The sequence below is a fragment of the Ponticoccus sp. (in: a-proteobacteria) genome (genome assembly GCF_048381735.1).
In genome coordinates, this window is the sequence record NZ_JBLXGL010000007.1 from 1 (window position 1) to 21,680 (window position 21,680).

General features: G+C 68.2%; 21 protein-coding genes and 1 pseudogene. 18 read left to right on the forward strand and 4 right to left on the reverse strand.

Annotated elements, in window-relative coordinates:
* Nucleotides 1–131: 131 nt before the first annotated feature.
* Complete coding sequence (locus ACN5KJ_RS12965) at nt 132–1,220, reverse strand: Fic family protein (protein WP_418594461.1); 1,089 nt, start codon at nt 1,218–1,220, stop codon at nt 132–134.
* A gap of 246 nt (nt 1,221–1,466) precedes the next feature.
* Here ACN5KJ_RS12965 and rpsJ point away from each other — a divergent pair, with 246 nt between their 5' ends.
* The 8 genes from rpsJ to ACN5KJ_RS13005 all read left to right on the forward strand — a co-directional run bounded on the left by rpsJ (nt 1,467) and on the right by ACN5KJ_RS13005 (nt 9,066).
* Nucleotides 1,467–1,772 carry a 30S ribosomal protein S10 gene (gene rpsJ / locus ACN5KJ_RS12970; protein WP_023849092.1) on the forward strand — a complete coding sequence of 102 codons (306 nt, stop codon included), beginning with the start codon at nt 1,467–1,469 and terminating at the stop codon, nt 1,770–1,772.
* A gap of 9 nt (nt 1,773–1,781) precedes the next feature.
* Complete coding sequence (rplC, locus tag ACN5KJ_RS12975; protein WP_418594464.1) at nt 1,782–2,648, forward strand: 50S ribosomal protein L3; 867 nt, start codon at nt 1,782–1,784, stop codon at nt 2,646–2,648.
* Nucleotides 2,645–3,262, forward strand: coding sequence for a 50S ribosomal protein L4 (gene rplD / locus ACN5KJ_RS12980; RefSeq protein WP_023849090.1), 618 nt, complete (start codon nt 2,645–2,647; stop codon nt 3,260–3,262). Before rplC ends, rplD begins: the two co-directional genes overlap by 4 nt.
* A complete protein-coding gene (locus ACN5KJ_RS12985; protein WP_023849089.1) occupies nt 3,259–3,555 on the forward strand; it encodes a 50S ribosomal protein L23 in 297 nt (98 codons plus the stop codon). Before rplD ends, ACN5KJ_RS12985 begins: the two co-directional genes overlap by 4 nt.
* A 175-nt stretch (nt 3,556–3,730) precedes the next feature.
* Nucleotides 3,731–4,963 carry an MFS transporter gene (locus tag ACN5KJ_RS12990; protein ID WP_418594466.1) on the forward strand — a complete coding sequence of 411 codons (1,233 nt, stop codon included), beginning with the start codon at nt 3,731–3,733 and terminating at the stop codon, nt 4,961–4,963.
* Between the two features lie 69 nt (nt 4,964–5,032).
* A complete protein-coding gene (gene metG / locus ACN5KJ_RS12995; RefSeq protein ID WP_418594468.1) occupies nt 5,033–6,745 on the forward strand; it encodes a methionine--tRNA ligase in 1,713 nt (570 codons plus the stop codon).
* A gap of 97 nt (nt 6,746–6,842) precedes the next feature.
* On the forward strand, nt 6,843–7,751 hold the full coding sequence (truB, locus tag ACN5KJ_RS13000; RefSeq protein ID WP_418594470.1) for a tRNA pseudouridine(55) synthase TruB: 909 nt from the start codon (nt 6,843–6,845) through the stop codon (nt 7,749–7,751).
* Between the two features lie 175 nt (nt 7,752–7,926).
* Nucleotides 7,927–9,066, forward strand: coding sequence for an alpha-hydroxy acid oxidase (locus ACN5KJ_RS13005; protein WP_418594471.1), 1,140 nt, complete (start codon nt 7,927–7,929; stop codon nt 9,064–9,066).
* Between the two features lie 72 nt (nt 9,067–9,138).
* Here ACN5KJ_RS13005 and ACN5KJ_RS13010 read toward each other — a convergent pair whose 3' ends face one another.
* From ACN5KJ_RS13010 to ACN5KJ_RS13020, 3 genes are all read right to left on the reverse strand, one after another.
* Entirely contained in the window at nt 9,139–9,963 is an 825-nt protein-coding gene (locus tag ACN5KJ_RS13010) for an alpha/beta fold hydrolase (protein WP_418594473.1), read from the reverse strand.
* Between the two features lie 98 nt (nt 9,964–10,061).
* Nucleotides 10,062–10,736: a haloacid dehalogenase type II gene (locus tag ACN5KJ_RS13015; protein ID WP_418594475.1), complete on the reverse strand. Its 675-nt coding sequence runs from the start codon at nt 10,734–10,736 to the stop codon at nt 10,062–10,064.
* Nucleotides 10,733–11,551 (reverse strand): SDR family oxidoreductase, encoded by an 819-nt coding sequence (locus ACN5KJ_RS13020; RefSeq protein WP_418594477.1) that lies wholly within the window; start codon nt 11,549–11,551, stop codon nt 10,733–10,735. The genes ACN5KJ_RS13015 and ACN5KJ_RS13020 overlap by 4 nt, the downstream gene beginning before the upstream one ends.
* A 176-nt stretch (nt 11,552–11,727) precedes the next feature.
* Between ACN5KJ_RS13020 and ACN5KJ_RS13025 the strand changes: the two genes are divergently transcribed.
* From ACN5KJ_RS13025 to ACN5KJ_RS13070, 10 genes and pseudogenes are all read left to right on the forward strand, one after another.
* Entirely contained in the window at nt 11,728–12,156 is a 429-nt protein-coding gene (locus ACN5KJ_RS13025; protein ID WP_347166648.1) for a peptidylprolyl isomerase, read from the forward strand.
* 324 nt (nt 12,157–12,480) lie between these two features.
* The gene (locus ACN5KJ_RS13030) at nt 12,481–12,912 is read left to right on the forward strand and encodes a hypothetical protein (protein WP_418594479.1); all 432 of its coding nucleotides are present in this window, start codon (nt 12,481–12,483) and stop codon (nt 12,910–12,912) included.
* A gap of 79 nt (nt 12,913–12,991) precedes the next feature.
* A pseudogene (locus ACN5KJ_RS13035) lies at nt 12,992–13,663 on the forward strand (potassium channel family protein); the annotation flags it as partial.
* A 7-nt stretch (nt 13,664–13,670) separates the two neighbouring features.
* The gene (locus ACN5KJ_RS13040; RefSeq protein ID WP_418594481.1) at nt 13,671–15,014 is read left to right on the forward strand and encodes a TrkH family potassium uptake protein; all 1,344 of its coding nucleotides are present in this window, start codon (nt 13,671–13,673) and stop codon (nt 15,012–15,014) included.
* A 171-nt stretch (nt 15,015–15,185) separates the two neighbouring features.
* A complete protein-coding gene (gene pcaD / locus ACN5KJ_RS13045; protein WP_418594483.1) occupies nt 15,186–15,971 on the forward strand; it encodes a 3-oxoadipate enol-lactonase in 786 nt (261 codons plus the stop codon).
* Nucleotides 15,971–16,678 (forward strand): alpha/beta fold hydrolase, encoded by a 708-nt coding sequence (locus tag ACN5KJ_RS13050; RefSeq protein WP_347166642.1) that lies wholly within the window; start codon nt 15,971–15,973, stop codon nt 16,676–16,678. The genes pcaD and ACN5KJ_RS13050 overlap by 1 nt, the downstream gene beginning before the upstream one ends.
* 326 nt (nt 16,679–17,004) lie before the next feature.
* Entirely contained in the window at nt 17,005–18,090 is a 1,086-nt protein-coding gene (locus ACN5KJ_RS13055) for a zinc-binding dehydrogenase (RefSeq protein ID WP_418594485.1), read from the forward strand.
* Nucleotides 18,091–18,226: 136 nt separating this feature from the next.
* Entirely contained in the window at nt 18,227–19,465 is a 1,239-nt protein-coding gene (locus ACN5KJ_RS13060; protein WP_418594487.1) for a mandelate racemase/muconate lactonizing enzyme family protein, read from the forward strand.
* 309 nt (nt 19,466–19,774) lie between these two features.
* Nucleotides 19,775–20,062, forward strand: coding sequence for a metalloregulator ArsR/SmtB family transcription factor (locus ACN5KJ_RS13065; RefSeq protein ID WP_418594660.1), 288 nt, complete (start codon nt 19,775–19,777; stop codon nt 20,060–20,062).
* Nucleotides 20,052–21,488, forward strand: a complete 1,437-nt coding sequence (locus tag ACN5KJ_RS13070; protein ID WP_418594488.1) for an amidase — start codon at nt 20,052–20,054, stop codon at nt 21,486–21,488. Before ACN5KJ_RS13065 ends, ACN5KJ_RS13070 begins: the two co-directional genes overlap by 11 nt.
* Nucleotides 21,489–21,680 lie beyond the last annotated feature (192 nt).

Below are 21,680 nucleotides of genomic sequence, written 5' to 3' on the forward strand. Positions count from 1 at the left end.
GCGTCGTGTCGAAAATCGTCGAGTAATCACAGCTTTGCTGTGATGGTGGCGACAGTGCCTTCGGCCCTGGCCGAAGGTCACGAGAGCCACTCGGTGAAGATTACGAAAGGGCGCCCCACGGGGCGCCCTTTTTAGATCGTTACGAAAAGCTTCATCAACGCGATATTTACGTAGTAATTGTTTCGCCCCTCAACGATCTTGGAAATCGGTATGTCTGGGTCTGCGTTGAGCTTTTCCAAGTAACTTGTCGCTGTGGGTCGTGACACCTGCAAATCGTGCATGACGAATTCTATACGTGTGTAGGGATGGCGGAACAGATTATTGATTAAGTCCTGAGAGTAGATCTTACGATGATTTTGGCGCAGCGTCTTTTTTAACTGAGCCATTTCACGTCTTATGCCTTCTATAAGCTGCAATGTGACGCCAGATGTGTTTGTCACAACGTTTAGGATGTAAACAATCCAATCCTCCCAAGCGTCATCGTCACGAACGGCTTGGAGTAAACGGTAATAATCTGACTTGGTTTGGTTGATGCCCCGGCTCATATAAAGGATCGGGATTCCGAGCAGGCCTTCTTTCGTAAGGTAGAGGACATTGAGTATCCGGCCTATCCTGCCGTTCCCGTCGTAAAACGGATGAATGCTTTCGAATTGGTGGTGAATTATGGCCATCTTGATCAGGGGGTCTAAATCGTCGGATGTATTGATGTAGTTCTCCAAAGAACTCATTTGTTCTCTTACTTGGTTGGAATCCTGGGTTGGCACGTGAACAACTTTGCCAGCGTTGTTTGACAGTGCCGTTCCCGGTAGCATCCGGAATCCATCCGTTCGCCCCTTCAAAAGTTGATACATCTCTATGAGAGTTTTGTTCGTGATCAAACCTGTTTCAAGGACGCGCTGGTGCCCTAGTCGGAGGGCGTCACGGTAGACTTCAACCTCCTTCGCCGGGCCGGTCAGACTGTGTTCGGTGTCAGCGCTTCTTTTAAACAGCTCGTCCTGTGTGGTGACGATGTTCTCAATTTCAGAGCTGTCTTTGGCTTCCTGAAGAGCCAAAGTATCTATCAAGATGCCCTGGTTCGGGATCACCAGGGCGCTTCCCTTCACCTCAGCCAAACTTCTTGTGGCGACCGTTAGGGCTTTCAGGACCCGTTTGGTCTCGAGATCTCGGGGTAGTGGAAGGGCTGGGACCTTGTAAGTCTCTTGCAACATCAATCCGCTCATGTAAAGAAATCCATCTTTTCTTTACATGTCCCAAATCTTGTGTAAAGGAAAGACTCCAGTTCTTGCCCTGTTCTCCTGATAGGGAAGTGGCTCCCCCTTGCCCCACGCCCTCAAACCGCCTATACGCGCGCAACGGCCCACGGGTCGGGAAGGGCGGGGTGATTCTCCGCCCTTTAAGGTTCGACGAGGGGTTCCGAATGAGCGGCGCTCCTCCTCTCAACCTCAATGCCAAGACAGGACTGTTCGATGAACCAGAACATCCGTATCCGGCTGAAGGCGTTCGATTACCGCGTGCTCGACGCAAGCACCCAGGAAATCGTGAACACCGCAAAGCGCACCGGCGCCACCGTCCGTGGTCCGATCCCGCTGCCGAACAAGATCGAGAAATACACCGTTCTGCGTGGTCCCCACGTGAACAAGAAGTCGCGCGACCAGTTCGAGATCCGTACGCACAAGCGTCTGCTCGACATCGTCGACCCGACCCCGCAGACCGTTGACGCCCTGATGAAGCTCGACCTCGCCGCCGGCGTGGACGTCGAGATCAAGGTTTAAGGGGGTCCCATGCGTACTGGTATCATCGCCAAGAAAATCGGCATGACCCGTCTGTTCATGGAAGACGGCAAGCAGATCCCGGTGACCGTGCTGCAACTGGACAACCTCCAGATCGTTGCACAGCGCACCGAAGAAGCCCATGGCTACACCGCCGTCCAGCTGGGCGCCGGCACCGCCAAGGCCAAGCGCACCTCGCAGGCCATGCGTGGCCACTTCGCCAAGGCGAACGTGGAACCCAAGCGCAAGGTCGCCGAGTTCCGCGTCTCTGCCGACAACCTGATCGAAGTGGGCGAGGAAATCATCGCCGACCATTACTTCGAAGGTCAGTTCGTCGACGTGGCGGGCACGACCATCGGTAAGGGTTTTGCGGGTGCCATGAAGCGGCACAACTTCGGTGGTCTGCGCGCCTCGCACGGCGTGTCGATCAGCCACCGTTCGCACGGCTCCACCGGTCAGTGTCAGGACCCCGGCAAGGTGTTCAAGGGCAAGAAGATGGCTGGCCACATGGGCGCCGTCCGCGTGACCACGCAGAACCTGCAGGTCGTCAAGACCGACAGCGACCGCGGCCTGATCATGATCAAGGGCGCCGTTCCCGGCCCCAAGGGTTCCTGGGTGACCGTCAAGGACGCCGTCAAGAAGCCGGTTCCCGAGAACGTGATCCTGCCCGCCGCTCTCATGAGCGCCAAGCGTGAAGCCATGAAGGCCGCCGAGGAAGCCGCGGCAGCCGCCGCAGCCGAAGCCGAGGCCGAAGCCAAGCGTCTGGCCGAAGAGCAGGCCGCCGCAGAGGCAGCCGCGCTGAAGGACGCCGAGCAGTCGATCGAGGCCGACAAGGCTGAAGACGGTGCCGAGCCCGAGAAGAAGGAAGGCGACGAATGAAACTCGACGTGATCAAACTGGACGGCGGCAACGCCGGGTCGGTCGAGCTGGACGAGGCCCTGTTCGGGCTGGATCCGCGCGCCGACATCCTGCACCGCGTGGTGCGCTGGCAGCGCAACAAGGCGCAGGCTGGCACCCACAAGGTCAAGACCCGCTCGGAAGTGTCCTACTCGACCAAGAAGATCTATCGCCAGAAGGGCACGGGCGGCGCACGCCACGGCTCGCGCAAGGCGCCGATCTTCCGCAAGGGTGGCATCTACAAGGGTCCGACCCCGCGCAGCCACGCCCATGACCTGCCCAAGAAGGTGCGTCGTCTGGGCCTGATGCACGCGCTCTCTGCCAAGGCGAAAGCCGGCAACCTGGTGATCCTGGATGCGCTGGACAGCGACGGCAAGACCGCCGCACTGGCCAAGCAGATCTCTTCGCTGGGCTGGAAGCGCGCGCTGATCATCGACGGCGCAGAGCTGAACGAAGGCTTCGTCAAGGCCGCCGCGAACATCGACGGTCTGGACGTGCTGCCCTCGATCGGCGCCAACGTCTATGACATCCTCAAGCGTGACACCCTGGTGATCACGAAGGCGGGTGTCGAAGCACTGGAGGCTCGACTGAAATGAGCGCGAAGGCAGAACACTACGACGTGATCCGCAAGCCGATCATCACCGAGAAATCCACCATGGCCTCCGAGGCCGGCGCGGTGGTCTTCGAAGTGGCGATCGACGCGGCGAAACCGCAGATCAAGGAAGCGGTCGAAGCGCTGTTCAGCGTCAAGGTGAAGGCGGTCAACACCACCATCACCAAGGGCAAGAACAAGCGGTTCCGTGGCATCAAGGGCACCCGCAAGGATGTCAAGAAAGCCTACGTCACGCTGGAAGAAGGCAACACGATCGACGTCTCGACCGGGTTGTAAGCGGACGGTGGGCCCCCGGGTCCACCCCACCCTGCACTGATCAAGAAGGCCCCTGCAGCGATGCGGGGGCCTTTTCCGTTAGGCCACCATCCGCGCAGGCACGCGGCCCGGAAAACGACGCGCCGGGTCGCAAGAGCGCGTGACTTGGCCCGCGCCCCGTGCCTAAAGACAAGGCATGCGCCTTGTCGTCTCTTTCGCCGCCCTCTTCGCCTCTGTGGTCCTGTTGCAGCTGTCCTCGGGCGGCGTCGGGCCTCTGGATGCCCTGTCCGGGGTCGTCCTGGGCTTCACGACCACCCAGATCGGCCTGCTGGGCTCGGCGCATTTCGCGGGGTTCTTCCTGGGCTGCTGGTGGGCGCCGCGCCTGATGGGATCGGTCGGGCACGCGCGCGCCTTCGCCGCCTTTGCCGCGCTGGGAACCATCGGCATCCTCGGCCATGTGCTGACCGACAATGCCTATGCCTGGGCGGCGCTGCGCAGTGCGCAGGGGGTCTGCATCGCGGGCTGCTACACCGTCATAGAGGCATGGTTGCAGGCCAAGGTCACCAATGAGACCCGGGGCCGCGCCATGGGCGCCTATCGCCTGACCGACCTCGGCGCGCAGCTTTGCGCGCAGCTGGTGATCTCTGTCCTGCCGCCGGCGCATTACGCCAGCTACACGCTGCTGGCCATGGTCTGCTGCGCCGCCCTGCTGCCGATGTCGCTGACCCGCCTGCCCCAGCCGGAAATCCCGGACGCCCCGCGCCTGCAACCGCGCCTTGCCTGGACGCGGTCGCCGCTGGCGGTGGCGGGGGTGCTGGTCTCGGCGCTGTCGGGGGCCTCGTTCCGCATGGTCGGGCCAGTCTACGGCACCGCCGTCGGGCTGGAAGCCTCGATGATCGCCATCTTCCTCGCCAGCTTCGTGGCCGGTGGCGCGCTGGCCCAGTACCCCGTGGGCTGGCTGGCGGACCGTTACGACCGGCGCAGCGTGCTGATCTGGCTGTCGGTCGCGGCGGTTGTCAGCTGCGCGCTGACCGCCGCCATGCCGGGCGCGCACCCCTGGGCGATCCTCGGCCTGGCGGCCTTCTTCGGGCTGACCACCTACCCGATCTACTCGGTCGCGGCGGCGCATGCCCATGACTTCGCCGAAAGCCACGAAAGGGTCGAGCTTTCGGCGGCGCTGATGTTCTGGTACGCGACCGGCGCCATCGGCGCGCCCTACATCGCCGCCGCGCTGATAGAGGCCTACGGCCCCCCGGCGCTGTTCATCATGATCGCGCTGGGGCATCTTGCGCTGGTGGTCTTCGGCCTGGTGCGGATGCGGGCGCGGCCCCTGGCCACGACACGCACGCCCTACGTCTACGCGCCGCGCACCTCCTTCACGGTCGGGCGCCTGCTGGGCCGGTTGCGCGACCCCGGTCGCGACAGATAGCCAGCGGCGCTGGCACTTGACCCAAGCCTGCGGTACACCGCTGGCCAAATCCGCAAAGGACCGACAGCCATGGCCCGCCATCTCATCACCTCCGCCATTCCCTACATCAACGGGATCAAGCATCTGGGCAACCTCGTGGGCAGCCAGCTGCCCGCCGACCTCTATGCCCGCTACCTGCGTGCCCGGGGGCACGAGGTGCTGTTCCTCTGCGCCACCGACGAACACGGCACCCCCGCCGAACTGGCCGCCGCCAAGGCGGGCAAGCCGGTGGCCGACTACTGCGCCGAGATGTGGGCGGTTCAGGCCAGGCTGGCCGAGGGCTTCCGCCTGTCCTTCGACCACTTCGGGCGCTCTTCCTCGCCGCAGAACCACCGGCTGACGCAGCATTTCGCCAAGGTGCTGGACGAGGCCGGGCTGATCCGCGAAGTGTCTGAAACGCAGATGTATTCCAACGCCGACGGGCGCTTCCTGCCGGATCGCTACATCGAGGGCACTTGCCCGAACTGCGGTTTCGACTCGGCGCGCGGCGACCAGTGCGACAACTGCACCAAGCAGCTCGACCCGGTCGACCTGATCAACCCGCATTCGACGATTTCCGGCTCGACCGATCTCGAGATGCGCGAGACCAAGCACCTGTATCTTGCGCAAAGCAAGATGAAGGACGAGCTGGAGAAATGGATCGACACCCGCGAGGGCTGGCCGGTTCTGACCACCTCGATCGCCAAGAAATGGCTGAACGACGGCGACGGGCTGCAGGATCGCGGCATCACCCGCGACCTCGACTGGGGCATCCCGGTGCAGCGCGGCGATGACCCCTGGCCGGGGATGGAGGGCAAGGTCTTCTACGTCTGGTTCGACGCGCCGATCGAATACATCGCCTGCGCGCAGGAATGGGTCGAGGCGGGCAAGGGCGACGACTGGGCGCGCTGGTGGCGCACCGACGCAGGCGCCCAGGACGTGCGCTACACCCAGTTCATGGGCAAGGACAACGTGCCCTTCCACACGCTGGGCTTCCCGGTCACGATCCTCGGCTCGGGCGAGCCCTGGAAGCTGGTCGATTACATCAAATCCTTCAACTACCTGAACTACGACGGCGGCCAGTTCTCCACCTCGCGCGGGCGCGGCGTCTTCATGGATCAGGCGCTGGAGATCCTGCCGGCGGACTACTGGCGCTGGTGGCTGCTGTCCCACGTCCCCGAGACCTCGGACGCCGAATTCACCTGGGAGGCCTTCCAGTCCGGCGTGAACAAGGATCTCGCCGACGTGCTGGGCAACTTCGCCAGCCGGGTGACGAAGTTCTGCCGCTCCAAGTTCTCCGAGGCGGTGCCCGAGGGCGGCACCCAGGGCCCCCGCGAGCTGCAGCTGATCGCCGATCTGACGGCAAAGCTGCGCGACTACGAGGCCAATATGGAGGCGCTGGAGATCCGCAAGGCGGCGGCGGCGCTGCGCGGCGCCTGGGTGCTGGGCAACGAGTACCTGCAAGAGGTGGCGCCCTGGTCGACCTTCAAGACCGACCCGGAACAGGCGGCCATGCAGATCCGTCTGGCGCTGAACATGATCCGCCTCTACGCGGTGATCTCGGCGCCCTTCATCCCCGACGCCTGCGCCGACCTGCTGGCGGCGATGCAGACCGGCGACGACAGCTGGCCCACGGATGTGGCGGCGGCCCTGACGATGCTGCCGCCGGGCCACGCCTTCACGGTGCCCGAGGTGACCTTCCGCAAGATCACCGACGCAGAGCGCGAGGACTGGGCAGAACGCTTCGCCGGCACCCGGGACTGACCGCGCCCGGCGCCGGGCGCGGCGGGCCCCCCAGGCGATTGACAAGCCGCGGCCCGCCTTGCTACCCCGCGCGCTTCTGATGACAAGAAGGCAAGGCATGGCACGCAAACGCAAGGGCCGCGACATTTCCGGCTGGCTGATCGTCGACAAGCCCGCGGGCATGACCTCGACCGCCGTGGTCAACAAGGTCCGCTGGGCGCTGGAGGCGAAGAAGGCCGGCCACGCCGGGACGCTCGACCCCGAAGCCACCGGCCTGCTGGCCGTGGCCCTGGGCGAGGCGACGAAAACCGTTCCCTATATCACCGACGCGCTCAAGGCCTATGCCTTCACCGTGCGGCTGGGTCAGGCCACCAACACCGACGACACCGAGGGCGAGGTCATCGCCACCTCGGACCTGCGCCCCACCGACGACGAGATCAAGGCGGCCCTCGGCGCCTTCGTCGGAGAGATCCAGCAGGTGCCGCCGCAATTCTCCGCCGTGAAGGTGGACGGCGAACGCGCCTACAAACGCGCCCGCGACGGCGAGGACATGGACCTCGCCGCCCGCCCGCTCTGGGTCGAGGAACTGCTACTGACCGACCGCCCCGACGCCGACACCGCCATGCTGGAAATGACCTGCGGCAAGGGCGGCTACGTGCGCTCGATCGCGCGCGATCTCGGTGCCGCCCTGGGCTGCCATGGCCACGTCCTGACGCTCCGCCGCCTCTGGTCCGGCCCCTTCGGCCTCGACGACGCGGTGACGATCCAGGAGATCGACGCGCTGGCCCGGACACCGGAACTCGACAGCCGCCTGCTGCCGCTGGAAACCGGCCTCACCGACCTGCCGGAACTGCGCTGCACCCCCGAGGGCGCAACCCGCCTGAGGAACGGCAACCCCGGCATGGTGCTGGGCGGAGAGGTCGAATACGGCGACGAGGCCTGGGCCAGCTTCGAGGGCCGCCCCCTCGCGGTGGGCCGCTTCAAGGCCGGCGAGCTGCACCCCAGCCGCGTCTTCAACCTCGACTGACCCCGCGCCGGCCCCGGCCAGGGCAACATCCCGGACCCGGCGCCGGGATGTTGCCCCCCATCTTCTTCGGTCTCGCAAATACCTCGGGGGGAGGCCGCAGGCCGGGGGGCAGCGCCCCCAGCCGCCCCCCGAAAAGCCGCGTGACATTTCACCCTGCCACCGCCAGTCTGCGCCCATGACAGACCTTTCCCGCGCCGCCGAAATCGCCGACCTCCGCCGCATGGCCCGCAAGCGCCTGCCCCGCGCCATCTTCGAGTTCATCGACGGCGGCGCCGGGGCCGGGATCACCCGCGCCGCCAATATGGCCGATTTCGAAAGGCTCAGCCTGATGCCGCGCATGGGGGTCGACGTCTCGGCCTGCGACACCGGTGCGACGATCCTCGGGCGCCGCACACCCCTGCCGCTGATCCTCGCCCCGACCGGCCTGGCCGGGCTCTTCTGGCCCGAAGGAGAGCAGGCCGCGGTCCGCGCCGCCCATGCGGCGGGGATCCCCTTCTGCCTGTCCGCGAACTCGGTCGCCTCCATCGAAGAGGTCGCCAGCGCCGCCCCCGAGGCCGAGCGCTGGTTCCAGTTCTACTTCCTCAAGGATCCCGGCCTCACCAGCCGGATGCTGGAACGCGCCCGCGGCAACGGCTACCGCGTACTGTGCCTGACGCTGGATCTGGCCCAGCAGGGCAAACGGCACCACGACCTGCGCAACAGCATTACCGTGCCGCCGCGCCTCACCGCCGCCACGGTGCTCGACGCGCTGCGCCGCCCGCACTGGCTGCAGGGCTACCTGCGCCACGGCGTCTCGTTCGGGAACTTCGAAAGCGGCAGTTCGGACGGCGGTTTCGCCTCCATCGCGACACGGGTGGCCAGCCTCGGCGACGCCAGCGCCAACTGGGAGACGGTCGCGCGGGTCGCGCAGGAATGGGGCGGCCCCTTCGTGATCAAGGGCCTGCTGCACCCGGACGACGCGCGCCGGGCCGCCGACCTCGGCGCGCAGGCGGTGATCGTCTCGAACCACGGCGGGCGGCAGCTCGACAGCGTGCCCTCCCCCATCGCCGCCCTGCCCGCGATTGCCGAGGCGGTGGGCGGTCGCACGCAGGTGATCCTCGACGGCGGCGTGCGGCGCGGCACCGACATCGTCAAGGCGAAGGCGCTCGGCGCCGAGGCGGTGATGGTGGGGCGCGCCTTCCTCTGGGGGCTGGCGGCAGCGGGACAGCCCGGCGTCAGCAAGGCCATCACGCTTCTGGCCGAGGAGCTGGACAATGCCCTCGCGCTGATGGGCCAGCCCGCCTACCGCGCCATCGACCGGTCGGCGCTGGCATAGGGCGTGGCTGGCGGGCGGGCCGGTGGCGCGCTCCGGATGGAGAGCGGCACGGGGCGCCCTCCGGCCAGGCCCTCAGGCAGAGAGCATGCGCAGCCAGCGCCGCAGGGCGTCCAGCGATTCGGCCTCGTCGAGAAAGGGGATATGGCCCCGGTCCGGGACCTCGACGGCAATCATGTCGGGGCGCCGCGCCTTCATCTCGGCGAAGGTCGCGGCGGACAGCAGGTCAGAGTTCGCCCCCCGGATCGCCGCCAGCGGCAGGCCCTTGAGCGCGTCGAACAGCGGCCAGAGGTCGGGCGCGGGCTGCGCCCCGCCGCCCAGCACCGCCTCGCGCAGCGCCGGATCGTAGGGGATCACCAGCCCCTCCGGCCCCTCGCGGTACAGCACCTTCGCCTCGGTCAGCCAGCGCTCTGGCGGCACGTTGGCAAAGGCAGTCATCGCCGCGGCCCGCTTCTCTGCCGCCTCCTCGAAGGTCTTGAAAGGCGGGTTCCTGCCCAGGTAGCCCTCGATCACCTTCAGCCCGGTCTCGGCGATCTCGGGGCCGATGTCGTTCAGCGCAACGCCCAGCAGCCGGTCCTTCGCCGTGGCCGCCAGCACCATGGCGATCAGCCCGCCGCGCGAGGTGCCCAGCACCGCCGCCTGCGCCAGCCCGAGGTGATCCAGCAGTTCCAGCGCATCGCGCCCCTCGACCGGGATCTGATAGGTCTCATGCGGGGCCCAGCCGGATTTCCCGCGCCCGCGGTAATCCATGCGGATCAGCCGCACCCCTTCCAGATGCGGGGCGACATAGTCGAAGTCATGGGTGTCGCGCGTCAGCCCGGCAAGGCACAGAAGCGGCAACCCCTGCCCCTCGTCGAGATAGTGCAGGGACACGCCGTCGGATGTGGTGAAATGGGGCATGGCAGAACCTCAGGTATATAGGGTCGTTTGGGGCAATGTATCGCGGGGCCGACGGCCCTGTCCCGGCCAAGGCAGCGCGACAGGGCCGGGACCGCGCGTCACACCAGTTCCGGTATCGTCGACAGGTCCGTCAGCACATGCGCGGGCGCAGCCTGAAGGCGGTCCATCGGCAGGCCCGCGCGGTTCACCCAGGCGGTTTCGAACCCATAGGCCGAGGCCCCCGCCGCGTCCCAGCCGTTCGAGGAGACGAAGAGCACCTCTTGCGGCGTGCAGCCGAAGCGCGCGCCCACGAGGTCATAGACCGCGCGGGCAGGCTTGAAGGTGCCCACCGCCTCGACCGACAGGCTGGCCTGAAGGAACTCGCCCAGCCCGGCCGACTCCACCGCGCCCTCCAGCATGTCCGGGCTGCCGTTCGACAGGATGGCGCAGGCCTTGCCCTTGGCCTTCAGTTGCGCCAGCACGAAAGGCACCTCGCGGTAGGCGGGCAGCTCCCAGTAGAGCGCCAGCAGCCTTTCGCGCAGCTCCATGTCATCCAGACCCGCGCGGTCCATCGCCCAGTCCAGCCCGTCCTTGGTGACCTCCCAGAAGGGCACATAGTCACCGGTCACCGCCCGCAGCCAGGAATACTCCAGCTGCTTGCGCCGCCAGTCCTCGGCCAGCTGCGGCCAGACCGCCGCCAGCGCCGCGCGGCCCGGTTCCCCGGCCGCGACACGGGCGGCGGCGGCCACGTCGAAGAGCGTGCCGTAGGCGTCGAAGATGCAGACCCGGATCATGCGCTCAGCCAGGCCTGAAAGGCCGCCTCGTAATCGGGATGCCAGCGCGACAGCGGCGGGCGGTTCTGGGTGATGTCGCCCGCCGCCCATGCGATGCGCTTTTCATCCGTGGCGCGGTCGACGTCGTTGTCGGGGCAGAGGATGTAGAAATCGCCGCCCTCCAGCTTGTCGAAGAGGAAATCGACCGCCTGTTCCGGCGTCCAGGCGCCTGCGGGCTTTTCCGACCGGCCCCGCGCGGCCAGCGGCGTGAAGACGAAGCCGGGGATGAAAAGCCGCGCCTCGACAGCGCAGCCCTCGCGCCCCCGCAGCTCGTGCTGCAGGGCCTCGGTAAAGGCCTTCACCCCGGCCTTGGACAGGTTGTAGGCGGGATCGCCCGGCGGCGTGGTGATGCCCTGCTTGGACCCGGTGTTGACGATCAGCCCGGGCTGGCCAGAGGCCGCCATATCGGGCCCGAAGACATGACACGCATGCACGATCCCCATCAGGTTCACCGCGATGATCCGGTCCCAGTGACCCTCGCTGTCGAAGATGCTGCTGCCGGGCTGGATGCCGGCATTGGCGAAAAGCGCCGAGACCGGGCCAAGCGCCTGCTCCACCCGGTCCTTCAGGGCCTTCAGCGAGGCACGCTCTGCCACGTCGGTTTCGACCGCCAGAACCCCCAACTCCTGCGCCACCAGTTCCAGCGCCACACCCGGCAGGTCGGCCACGGCGACCTTCAGGCCAGCGGCCACCAGCCGCCTGACGATCTCCAGCCCGATGCCAGAGGCGCCTCCGGTGACCACCGCCACCTTGCCCTGCGCGAGTGCGGGATGCATGATGCTCTCCTTCGTCCGTTGCGGCAAAGACTAGGGCCGTGCCCCGGCCTTGACCACTGCGTTTGCAATTCTGGCGAAAATCCTTACATTCCGGCCCAGCCATGCGAGCACCCGGGGCGCCCCGGCCTCGCCAAATCGCGACTTTTCCAGACATTTTCCGAAAGGACAGGATCCTCATGACGCAGGTCAAATCCGGCGACACCGTTCGCATTCATTACACCGGAACGCTGACCGACGGCAGCACCTTCGATTCGAGCGCGGGCCGCGACCCGCTGGAATTCACCGTCGGCTCGGGCCAGATCATCCCCGGACTCGACAAGGCCATGCCCGGCATGACCGTCGGCGAGAAGAAGCAGGTGACCGTGCCCGCGGACGAGGCCTATGGCCAGCCCAACCCGGCGGCCCAGCAGGCCGTGCCCCGCGCCGAAATCCCGGACCACATCCCGCTCGACCTCGGCACGCAGCTGCAGGTGCAGACGCCCGACGGGCAGGCCATGCAGGTGACCGTGGTGCAGGTGACGGAGCAGGAGGTCACGCTGGACGCCAACCACCCGCTGGCGGGCAAGGACCTGACCTTCGACATCGAGCTTGTCGAGATCGCCTGAGCGCGCGTCCCCCGAAACAGCAAAGGCCCGGTCGCCCAGACCGGGCCTTTTTGCCTTTGGCGCTTTGCGGCGCGCAAGGCGCCCCACCGGCAGGCCCTGGGGCCGCTCTGAACGGCCGCCCGCCCCGCCAGAGGCCCGAAACCGCGCCACATCCCGCCGGCCCGACCGGACGGCGCGCCTGCCCCCGGTGCGGGTGGCAGATCCGGCCCTGTCGCCCGGGCGCGAAGCTGCGCCACTCTCCCTCCCTCGAACGACCGATTTCGCTTTCCGTCCGCGCCCGGTGCGCTACCTTCATTCCAAGGATTTTGCATCAAGGAGCATGAAATGAGCGGCAGCATACCCGAGGGCCTGGAGATCTTTGTCGGGACCTGGACCACCACGGGCCTTGTCTTCGATCGCGCAGAGGATACGCCGACGCACTTCACCGCGACCGATACCTTCGAGATGATGCCCGGCGGCAAGGTCATGCTGCACCGCTCGGAAGGCAGGCGGACCGGGACAGAGACGAGTTTTGTCGCGGTGATCCGCGACAGCGGCGACGGATACGAGTGCGACACCTACGACCGCGACGGCACGACCAGCCACTCTTGCGCGAAACTCGACGGCCACGACTGGCACATCGACGGCGACGGCATGCGCTTTCGCGGCAAGTTCGATGCGGGCTTCGAAACGCTGTCGGGGCAATGGTATCGCGACACCGACGACAAGCCGGACCAGCTGTGGATGCAGGTGACCCTCGCCCGGCAAGAGGCCTGACGCAGGTCACACCCCCTTGACCCCGCAGCGCCCGCGCCTAGGTTGCGCGCGCAGGCCCTGATGGGGTCGCTGGCAAAGGGGGGCTTGCATGGCCTCGAAACACCGGACCTTCGGCATCATCGGCCTGGGCAACTTCGGCTCCACCGTCGCACGCGAGCTTCGGCGCTTCGGCAACACGGTGATCGGCGTCGATCTGAACGAGACCCGGGTCTCTGACATGGCAGAGGTGCTGACGCAGGCGATGATCGCCGACGCCCGCGACGATGCGGCCCTGCGCGAGGCGGGCTTCGGCGATTGCGACGTGGCGGTGGTGGCGCTGGGATCGGATCTGGAATCCAGCATCCTCTCGGCGATGAACCTCAAGCTGATCGGTGTGCCGGTGATCTGGGCCAAGGCCCGGACCAAGACCCACCACCGCATCCTCAGCCGCCTCGGCGTCGACCGGGTGGTGCATCCCGAGGTCGAGATGGGCCAGCACATCGCGCAGGTGCTGCACAATCCGCTGGTGCGCGACTACGTCAGCCTCGGCAATGGCTTCCACGTGGTGAACTTCCGCATCCCCGAGACGCTGGAAGGCCGCACGCTGGCCGACCTCAACCACGGCGAGAAATTCGACCTGCGCTGCATCGGCGTGATGCGCGGGACAGAGTTCATCGGCTCGGACATGCAGTCCTGCACCTTGCAATGCGACGACCTGCTGCTTCTGCTGGGCCGGCGCGGCGACCTGCGCGACTTCGCGTCCAGTCTCTGACAGCGCCATGCCGCCCCGCATCCGCAAGCTGCTGCGCCGCACCCGACGCCTCGATCTGCCGCCGCCGCTGGTGCTGGCGCTGGCCTACCTCGGCTTCATCGTCGCGGGCGCGGTGCTTTTGTGGCTGCCGGTCTCGCACCACGGCTCGGTGACGCTGAACGAGGCGGTCTTCACCGCGACCTCGGCGGTCACGGTGACCGGGCTGATCCTCTCGGATACCGGCGCCACCTTCACCGGCTTCGGGCAGGCGGTGATTGCCCTGCTGATCCAGCTGGGCGGGCTCGGGCTGATGACCTTCGCGGTGCTGGTGCTCTCGGCGCTGGGAATCCCGGTGGGCCTGCCGCAACGGCTGATCCTGCGCGAGGACCTGAACCAGACCTCGGTCTCGAACCTGACGGTGCTGGTGCGCATCATCCTGATCGTGGCCCTGACCTGCGAGGCGCTGGGGGCGCTGCTGCTGGGCTTTGTCTTCGTCCCCGAATACGGCTGGAACGGCGTCTGGCAGGCGGTCTTCCACGCGGTCTCGGCCTTCAACAACGCGGGCTTCGCCCTGCACCCGGACTCGCTGTCGCAATGGGTGGGCAACCCGCTGGTGAACCTCGTGATCCCGGCGCTGTTCATCCTCGGCGGCATCGGCTTCATCGTGGTGGGCGACCTCTACCAGAAGCGCCGCTGGCGCACGCTGACGCTGCATTCCAAGCTGATGATCACGGGAACGGCGGTGCTGATCCTCTGGGGTGCGCTGGGTTTCGCGGCGCTGGAATGGACCAACCCCGCCACCCTCGGCCCGCTGGAAACCGGCACGAAGCTCTGGGCCAGCTGGTTCCAGGGCGTCACCCCGCGCACCGCGGGCTTCAACACCGTCGACATCGGCGGCATGCACGACAGCACGACGCTCCTGACCATGACGCTGATGCTGGTGGGCGGCGGCAGCACCTCGACGGCGGGCGGCATCAAGGTGACGACGCTCTGCGTGCTGCTGCTGGCCACCATCGCCTTCTTCCGCCGCCGCTCCAGCCTGCATGCCTTCGGCCGCTCGCTGGGGCTGAACGAGGTCATGAAGGTGCTGGCGCTCTCGATGGTCTCGGTGCTGCTGCTGATGAGCGCGATCTTCCTGGTCTCGATCAGCCACGACGGAGAGTTCCTCGACCTCGCCTTCGAAGCGGTCTCCGCCTTCGGCACCGTCGGCCTGTCGCGCGGCGCCACCGGCGACCTCGACGGCTTCGGGCAGGCGGTGATCATCGCGGTGATGTTCGTGGGCCGGGTCGGCCCGCTGACGCTGGGCTTCTTCCTCGCCACCCATGGCACCCCGCGGGTGCGCTACCCGGCGGGCCAGATCTACCTCGGCTAGGCCCGCCGACCCCCGCAATCCGCCCCTGTCCCCGGCCGGCCGCGCCTGCCCCCAAGGGTTTCTTCTGTCCCCAAATATCCCGGGGGGAGGCCGAAGGCCGGGGGGCAGAGCCCCCTTTCCCGGGCTCGCCCCAACCGCTACACCCAAGCCACCAAAGGAAAGGCGCCGCCCATGCACATGGCCAGGGTCAATGACCTGCAGATCCACTACACCCTCACCGGCCCCGAGGACGGCACCCCCGTGGTCTTCGCCAACTCGCTGGGCACCGACCTGCGGCTCTGGGATCCGGTGCTGCCGCTGCTGCCCGAGGGGCTGCGCATCCTGCGCTTCGACAAGCGCGGCCACGGGCTGTCGGACGCACCCAGGGCGCCCTATTCCATGGGCGCGCTGATCACCGACATCGAGCGCCTGATGGATCACCTCGGGTTGCGCGACGCGATCTTCGTCGGCCTCTCGATCGGCGGCATGATCGCGCAGGGGCTGGCGGCCAAGCGGCTCGACCTCGTCCGCGCCATGGTCCTGTCCAACACCGCCGCCAGGATCGGCACGCGCGAGATGTGGGCCGAGCGCATCGCCATGGTCGAGGCGGGCGGCCCCGAGGCCATCCTCGACGGCACCATGCAGCGCTGGTTCTCGCAGCCCTTCCACGATCACCCCGACTTCCCCGGCTGGCGCAACATGTTCCTGCGCACCCCGCCGCAGGGCTGGACCGGCTGCGCCGCCGCCATCGCGGGCACCGACTTCATCTCCTCGACCAGCGGGCTGCGCCTGCCGACGCTGGCGATCGCCGGCGACAAGGACGGCTCCACCCCGCCGGACCTCGTCTTCGAGACGGCGGGCCTGATCCCCGGCGCGCAGACCGCGCTGATCAGGGGCGCGGGCCACCTGCCCTGCGTCGAGAAGCCCGAGGACTACGCCCGCATCCTGACCGGCTTCCTGAAGGCCCAGGGCGCCTGATGGCCCGCTTCCTGCTGGTCCACGGCGCGGCGCACGGGGCCTGGTGCTGGCGCGACCTGCTCCCGGCGCTTCGGGCGCTGGGTCACGAGGCAAGGGCCATCGACCTGCCCTCGCACGGGCAGGACGATACCCCGCCCGAAGGGGTCACGCTGGAGGATTACGCGCAGGCGATCCTCGCCGCGCTGGAGCCCGATACCATCCTCGTCGGCCATTCCATGGGCGGCTACCCGATCACCCGCGCGGCAGAGATCGATGCCACGCGGGTGGCGCGCCTCGCCTACCTCTGCGCCTATACGCCCTGGCCGGGGATGTCGCTGGCCCGGATGCGCTTCGAGGCGCCCTCGCAGCCGCTCCTGCCCGCGATCCGGCTGGCGGCGGACGAGAAGACCTTCACCTTTGATCCTGCGCGCGCGCCCGGGATCTTCTACCACGACTGCCCCGAGGGCACGGCGGACTATGCCCTGCCCCGCCTGACCCCGCAGCCGGTGGCCCCCAATGGCACGGCGATCGCGCTGGAACACAGCCCGGCCCTGCCGCGCAGCTACATCCTCTGCGAAGAGGATCGCGCCATTCCGCCCGAGTTCCAGCAGACCATGGCCGAGCGCTTCGCCCCCGGGGACCGGCACCGCCTGCCCTGCGGCCACTCGCCCTTCTTCGCCATGCCCGACCGCCTCGCCGCCCTGCTGGACGCCATCGCCCGGGCCTGAACGCGGGCGGCGCCGCACCGGCCCGCCCCCTGTCTGCCCCCTGTTCTGGCCCCTGTTCTGCCCCGGAACATCCCGCACCGCTCCGGCGGGAACCATGCCCGCCCCGCCCCGACCGCCGCCGGACCCTGTCATCGCAAGGCGCGGCGCCGCCTGCCGCCTCTCGCCAACGGCCTCAGCCAACCCGCAGCCACACCCGCGCGCCCGCCTGCCACTCTGCCCACCCGCAGGCCTTTCCGTAACGTCACCCCGCAAGGCCCGGTCGCTTTCGGACTAGCCCCCGACCATCCGCCTGTCGCAGGCTCGACCCAGACGACAGGAGGACGCCCTTGCCCCGCATCCGTGCCGCGGTCTGCACCGCCTTCAACCAGCCCCTCGCCATCGAGGCGCTCGACCTCCGCGCCCCCCTTGCCGGAGAGGTCGAGGTCACCCTCGAGGCCGTGGCGATCTGCCATTCCGACATCTCCTACGCCGAGGGCGCGTGGGGCGGCGACCTGCCCGCCGTCTACGGCCACGAGGCCGCGGGCCGCATCAGCTCCACCGGCCCGGGCGTCACCGCCTTCACGCAGGGACAGCGCGTCGTGGTGACGCTGATCAAGGCCTGCAACGCTTGTATCAACTGCGCCACCGGCCACCCGACGATCTGCGAGAACCAGGCGCCGCGCCCGGCCCCGCTGACCCGCCCCGACGGCACCGAGGTGATCCAGTCCATGCACTGCGGCGCCTTCGCCGAGCGCGTGGTCGTGGATCAAAGCCAGATCGTCGCCGTGCCGGACAACCTGCCGCCCGAAAGCCTCTGCCTGCTGGCCTGCGGCGTGATCACGGGCATCGGCGGCATGATCAACGCGGGACGGCTGAAACCGGGCGAGGACGTGGTGGTGATCGGCGCCGGCGGCGTCGGCCTGAACGCGATACAGGGCGCCCGCATCGCCGGGGCTCGCCGCATCGTCGCCGTCGACATGTCAGAGGCCAAGCTGGACACCGCCCGGGCCTTCGGCGCCACTCATGGCGTGCTCGGCACCGAGAAATCCCCCTGGCGCAAGGCCATGAAGGCGCTCGGGCGCGGCGCCGACGTGGTCGCCGTCACCGTCGGCGCCATTCCCGCCTACGAACAGGCGCTGCGCTACATGGGCTGGGGCGGGCGCATGGTGATGATCGGCATGCCGCACTCCGGCGCCATGGCGCAATACGAACCGGTGGTCCCCGCCTTCATGGGCCAGCACATGATCGGCTCCAAGATGGGCGACGCGGTGATCTCGCGCGACATCCCCTGGATGGCCGACCTCTACGCGCAGGGCCGCCTGAAACTCGACGAGCTGGTCTCGGGCCGCTGGTCGCTCGACCAGATCAACGAAGCCATCGCCGACACCAGGACCGGCGGCGCCCGCCGCAACGTCATCCTCTTCGACACCTGACCCTCTCGCCGCCCGCGCCGCCCCCGTCCAGCGCCCCCTCTTCTTTGGTCTTCCAAATACCTCGGGGGTCCGGGGGCAGAGCCCCCGGCCGGGCGCCCCGCGACAGCGGGGCGAAGCCACCAAAGGAAACCACCCCATGCGCCTCGCCCACCTCGACGTCATCGTCACAGCGCCCCCCGCCCCGGGTTGGGGCGGGCGCTACTGGATCCTCGTCAAGCTGACCACCGCCTGCGGCATCACCGGCTGGGGCGAATGCTACGCCGCCTCGGTCGGTCCCAGGGCCATGACCGCGGTGATCGAGGACGTCTTCCAGCGCTACTTCGAGGGCGAACCCCCCGAGAACATCGAGCGCCTCTTCCGCCGCTGCTATTCCTCGGGCTTCACCCAGCGGCCCGACCTCACGGTCATGGGCGCCTTCTCGGGGCTCGAAATCGCCTGCTGGGACATTCTCGGCAAGGCGCGCGACCGGCCCGTCTGGGCGCTGATCGGCGGCATGATGAACGAACGCATCCGCGCCTATACCTATCTCTACCCGCTGGATCACCACGCCCTGCCCGGCTTCTGGATCGACCCCGATCAGGCCGCCGAGGCCGCCGCCGACTGCGTCGCGCGCGGCTATACGGCGGTGAAGTTCGACCCCGCCGGCCCCTATACCATGCGCGGCGGCCACCAACCCGCGATGTCGGACATCAGCCTCTCGACCGCCTTCTGCAAGGCGATCCGCGCGGCGGTGGGCGATGGCGCCGACCTGCTCTTCGGCACCCACGGGCAGTTCACCACCGCCGGGGCGATCCGGCTGGGGCAGGCCATCGAACCCTACAACCCGCTCTGGTTCGAAGAGCCGGTCCCTCCCGACAACCCGCTTGAATTCGCGACGGTCGCAGCGGCCCTCCGTGTCCCCGTCGCCACCGGGGAACGCCTGAGCACCCGCGCCGAATTCGCCACCCTGCTGCGGACCGGCGGCGCGAAGATCCTGCAACCGGCGCTGGGGCGCGCGGGCGGGATCTGGGAGGCCCGCAAGATCGCCGCCCTGGCGGAAAGCTTCAATGCCGAGATGGCACCACATCTCTATGCCGGGCCGGTGGAATGGGCGGCGAACCTGCATCTGGCCGCCGCGATCCCCAACCTGCTCATGGCGGAAACCATCGAGACCCCCTTCCACGACGCGCTGATCGGCGGCAGCATCCGCGTCGAGGAGGGCTTTGTCCCGGCGCCGCAGGGGCCCGGCCTGGGGATAGAGGTCGACGAGGCGCTGGCCCGCGCCCATCCCTATACCGGCGAGGGGTTGCACCTTCAGATGCAGGACGCCCCCTGCAACTACGCCGGGGGCAACCTCTTCGAGGGCGGCGCCCCCGCCCCAATCCCCGAGCGCTGAGCCCTGCCCAGCCCCCTCCCCCGCAGGCCCGCCCCGGGCCGGGAACCGGCGCCCGACCCTCGCCGGTCAGGCGACGCACCGAACCCGCCCAGCGGCCCCGCGCGCCCGGCCCATGCCCCGGGGCGCCGCGGCAGGCCGCCCCCGCTCGCGGTACGCGACAGCCCCGCAGAAGGCACCCTGGACACGGAATACCTGCATCCCGCCCTCACCTTTCCCTTGCCGGAAGGATGGTCTATGGTCCTGCCGACACTCGATCGACCCCCCGAGACCGACATGACGACGATCAAGCCACCCGCCCCACCGCAACAGATGGAGGCGAACGCCCGAGAGGCGGCGACCTACCTCAAGACCCTGGCCCACGAGGGCCGGCTGATGATCCTGTGCCACCTCGGCAGCGAGGAGAAATCGGTGGGCGAGCTCGAGTCTCTGCTCGGGATCCGGCAGGCGGCGGTCAGCCAGATGCTGGCCCGCCTGCGGGAAGAGGGGCTGGTCACCACCCGGCGCGAGGGCAAGACCATCTGGTACAGGCTCGCGGACGACCGCACCAACCAGGTGATCGGTCTGCTGTACAAGCTGTTCTGCGCCAATGACCACTAGGCCCCCCTTTACCGGACCCGACCTCTGCAGCCTGACGGCGCGCGAGGCCATCGCCCTGCTGAAGGCCCGCAAGGTCTCGGCAAACGAACTGGTCGAGGCCGCCCTGTCGCGCGTCGCGCAGACCGCCCCCGCGATCAACGCCATGGTCACCCCCTGCCCCGACCGGGCCGGCGCGGCGGCGGCGCAGGCCGATGGCGACACGCTGCTGGCGGGCCTGCCCGTCGGGATCAAGGATCTGACCCCGGTGGCCGGGGTGCGCACGACCTGGGGCACGCCGGGTCTGGCCGATTTCGTGCCCGAAACCTCGGACCCGCTTGTGCTGCGGCTGGAACAGCGCGGCGCGGTGGTGCTGGGCAAGACCAACACGCCGGAAATGGCCGCAGGCGCCAATACCTTCAACCCGGTCTTCGGCCGCACCCGCAACCCGTGGGACACCCGCATGAACCCGGGCGGCTCTTCGGGCGGCGCCGCCGCCGGGCTGGCCGCGGGCGAGACATGGCTCAGCCACGGCTCGGACCTCGGCGGTTCGCTGCGCACCCCCGCCAGCTTCTGCGGTGTGGTCGGCCTGCGGCCCTCGCCCGGCATCGCCGGAGCCTCGGGCGGGCACGATGGCTTCAGCCCCTTCGGTGTCGAAGGGCCGATGGCCCGCACGGTGGCCGACGTGGCGCTGTTCCTCGACGCCATGGCGGGCTGGGATCCGCGCTGGCCGATCTCTTTCCCGCCGCCCGCAACCGCTTACCTCGACACCTGCCTCGCGGACCCCGGCCCGCTGCGCATCGCCTTTGCCCCCGATCTCGGCGGCCTCGCCCCGGTCGAGCCCGAGGTGGCGCAGGCGCTCGCCGGCGCACTGGCGCGGCTCGCCTCTCCGCAGGTGGGCGTGGAAGAGATCCACCCGGACCTGCCGGGCATCGAGACATGCTTCCGCACCCACCGGGCGCTTGCCATGTGGGCGGGCTATCGACAGACGCCCAAGCGCATCAGCGACCAGTACAAGCCCACCCTGCGCGATAACATCCTGCAGGGCGGCACATTGGGCGTGGACGCCATTGCCGAGGCCATGACCACCCGCTCGCGGCTGTACGACCGCATGCGCGCCCTGTTCGAAACCTGCGATGTGCTGGCCTGCCCGGTCAACGGCATCGGCCCCCTGAAGGCGGAAATCGAGTTCCCGCCCGCAGTCGCAGGCGTGGCCTCCACCGATTACCTCGACTGGCTGCGCTTTGCCTTCCTCGCCACGCTCTGCGGCCTGCCCGCGCTCTCGCTGCCCATCGGCCATCTGCCGAACGGCCTGCCCGTCGGCCTGCAACTGATCGGCAAGCCGCGCGGCGAGGCCCGGCTTCTGCAGATCGCCCGCCATCTCGAAGAGCGGCTTGACCTGCCGTCGCGGCCCATCGATCCGGTTGTCCGGCACGGCCCCGAGGCTTAGGCCCGCCCTGCGCGTGAACGGGTCGGCCTAGCCACGCTGCGGGCCGCCCGAAGCGGTCCCGAACACAGCGCCGTTCCCGTCGCCGAGGGGGGCCGTGACAGGCTCAACGCCCCACCCCGGTGGGAAACCCGCCGCCTGCCTCAGGCGCCGCAAATTCCTTCGAAGGAGTTTACAAATCCCGTCCACGGGATT